Origin of the sequence: Mannheimia sp. E30BD, from assembly GCF_041807785.1 — a bacterium.
In the GTDB taxonomy this organism is placed as follows: Bacteria; Pseudomonadota; Gammaproteobacteria; order Enterobacterales; family Pasteurellaceae; genus Mannheimia.
Window position 1 is genome coordinate 1 of record NZ_JBGTYX010000045.1, and the last position, 2,986, is coordinate 2,986.

4 protein-coding genes are annotated in these 2,986 nt (G+C 35.5%); all 4 read right to left on the reverse strand.

Going from position 1 to position 2,986, the window contains the following annotated elements; translation table 11 throughout:
• Positions 1-198: 198 nt before the first annotated feature.
• Complete coding sequence (locus tag ACERCG_RS12065) at positions 199-678, reverse strand: hypothetical protein (protein WP_025266811.1); 480 nt, start codon at positions 676-678, stop codon at positions 199-201.
• 1 nt (position 679) lies between these two features.
• Entirely contained in the window at positions 680-1,882 is a 1,203-nt protein-coding gene (locus ACERCG_RS12070; RefSeq protein ID WP_373612295.1) for a VENN motif pre-toxin domain-containing protein, read from the reverse strand.
• 281 nt (positions 1,883-2,163) lie between these two features.
• Positions 2,164-2,511 carry a hypothetical protein gene (locus ACERCG_RS12075; RefSeq protein ID WP_373612296.1) on the reverse strand — a complete coding sequence of 116 codons (348 nt, stop codon included), beginning with the start codon at positions 2,509-2,511 and terminating at the stop codon, positions 2,164-2,166.
• A gap of 6 nt (positions 2,512-2,517) precedes the next feature.
• Positions 2,518-2,986 (reverse strand): hypothetical protein (locus ACERCG_RS12080; protein WP_373612297.1); only part of this gene is annotated, 469 nt, incomplete at its 5' end.

A 2,986-nucleotide genomic window follows, 5' to 3' on the forward strand; every position in this document is an offset into this window, starting at 1 on the left:
TGCAACCGCTCCTGCACCGGCCTTACCGCCTTGTGCATAGGCTTCCACCGCTCCCCAAAAGGCGTGAGCTATCAGGTTCGCTTCTGTATTACCCTCTGTTGCCTGTTTGATTTCTGTGTTGATGTAAGGAAAAGCTGCCCATAAAATTAATTATCTCCTAAATATTTATCACTCGTCTCAAGACAGGTGCTATCGGGGCTATTTTAGTTTTATTATCCCTCCTCTACCTATATCAACTAAAGGATAAATATCTAACCCAATACCTTTTTTGTTTAATAACTCTGATATTTCTCGTTCAAACTCTAGTGAAATAACATTCTCGTCATAATACCCATCAATCAGATCATACTCACAAATAATATCAGCAATAAGTTTGGTTGGCATAAAGTAATTATGCCATTCATCTAGATTATTAAATTTATTAAAATCCTCAACCATTTTGCTAATGTCATTCTTCAAATCTTCCTCACTTTCTAAATCCCAATAAACATATCTTGTCAAACCTGCATACATAAATCTATAAAACAAATCTATAGAATACTGAAATGTATCTTGTGGGTTCAAATTAAAATTTCTTTCTATATAAGAAAATAAATATGCCATACAATCATCATCATCATATGATACAGAGTAAGAAAAGTAGTTCTGAAGAAATAAAACAATTCTTTTTTTATCCATTTTATCTCCCTATTTCAGATGTTGGAAATTTCAACTTCAGAACTTCTCCTGAATTGAGTTCTTTAATTTCTGTAGTATTTATCTCCAATGTTGCTGTTCCTGATAGAGTTTTAGAGCTTGAATTTTCATTTACTCCACTTCGGTAAACAATAGATTGGCGATTGCCTAAATCAACTTTAAAACAATTTATGCAATCTTTATTTTTAAACATTTTTCTACCTGCCTCCCATTCTTCTGGAGTAACTCTTCTCCCTAAAAACTGCTCTGCAAAATTAATAGCCATCGTATCAGGATCTTTAGATGAAGGCATATTTCGAGGCACACCTATTTTTCCTTCTACAGGTAACCCTGTTTTTCTATCTAAACCATCACCAGGTAATTTACCTTTTCGAAGCTTATTAACTGCATCAATATTATAAAAACTACCATTCACCCTATTTAAAATATTGGTATTCAATTCCTTATCAAACTTAGCACTATTCACACCTAAATTATTCACATCAGACTTATAATCCACCTGAGGAGATTTCTTCAACAATCTCACTACTTTTTCTGCTACTTCACCGGTCAAAATCACCGTTGGAGCTTGTATTGCTTTCCCTTGAGATTGTAAATATCCCATCAATTCACCAGCCTCTGCCGGATTAGTCTCTAATGCTGAATTGATACGGGCATTTAACTCTTCGAGAGAAATCACTACTTTTTGAACAGTTTCTTTTGGATTACCCAATGCTTCGGCAATCGTTACTATTGTTTCATCAAAGTGTTGAACTGCCTCTACCGTACCTTCGATACCTTCAATTAAGGCTTTCGCTTCACCTTGTTTCAGTCCGTCATAATAAGCTTCGGCTTTTTCTTCATCCCCCTTAAACATTGCCTTTGCAATAGATTTAATACTTTGTTCTCTATCATCTGAAGGATGAATATCACCAAAAGTATTATTCTCCACCGCATTCTTTCCAACTCCTTGTCCAGTTTTCACCGATTGAGCTGTGGACAAGGAACTACCTGAACCAGAAGCTAAACCACCAGCCAACCCAGCAGTAACTTGGCTTAGCTCCGACACCGTCCGTTTTTCCGCTTCCGTCAGGTTTTCAGGCTCTTTGCCGAAGAGGTTTTGAGAGATGATGTTTGCTCCCACTTCGCCCGTTACCGCTGCAACCGCATCTGTGCCAGCCTTACCACATTGTGTATAAGCCTCCACACTCTCCGATGGTGTGAGCGTTCTCGCTCATACCAAACAAGCGGTTAATTTACCGCTAGAATTTGCAAAATATTCAACATGATTAACCGCTTGTAACTTATATTAAATAGCACTAGCGTGGACGCTAGCGCTATCGTGGGTCCTCGCTCGTACCAAAACAAGCGGTTGATTTACCGCTAAAATTTGCAAAATACTTCACATGATTAACCGCTTGTAACTTATATTAAATAGCATTGGCGGGAACGCTAGCACTATCGAAGAATTAATCATACAAATTAATTTTAAATATCAAAAATATAAAAAATTTCATGAGGAAAGCTAGAGTAAATTATCATCTCCTCCGACATAAAATATATTTTTGTAGCAAGACAAATTACATCATATATATTTTCAAACAATAAACTTATAGTTGTTTCAAAAATTGGAATATCCACATCATCAGCAATAACATAAATTTTTTTTTCTGAAGCCAAACAAAGTATATTATCAATTGAAATTATTGTTGGTTTATTTAGTGATTCATTATTAAGATACCCCTCTAATTTTAACTTTATTATTTTACTTTCATTCTCTGTTAGTTGATAAAAGTGTTCATTTAATACAGACTTACATTCTTCAAATAATGTCATAATCACCTACTTATTCAGCTGCTTCAGTAATGTTTCAAATGTTTTTTCATCTCCATCAAAAGGAATAACCTGTTTTATAGCTTTATCAGGGGTCTTACCCTTTGAAAAATCATAAACATTTATATGAATTCCTTTTATAGGATCATAATCCAGTCTCCACCCTCTTTTACCATCTGCTGATTTTCTACCTACAATTTTGCCATATCCCTTACTAACATCTAAACTACCAATGATAGGCTGGGAATCATTCCCAAGATCTCCTACATTTTTTAGTGCCTGATTTCTTGCTTGTTCCCAAGTTTTCACTTTATCTAATGATACTTCAACACTTTTATTCTCCTTAACTCTCCTCGCAAACTTAGCCTGTGCCTTATCTACTGAAAAACTTCTGCCTGCATTCTTTGCTTCATACATTTCCTGAGCAATATCTATTGCCGTCAATGCCAGATATATTGCTGTCGGCGAACCATCAACA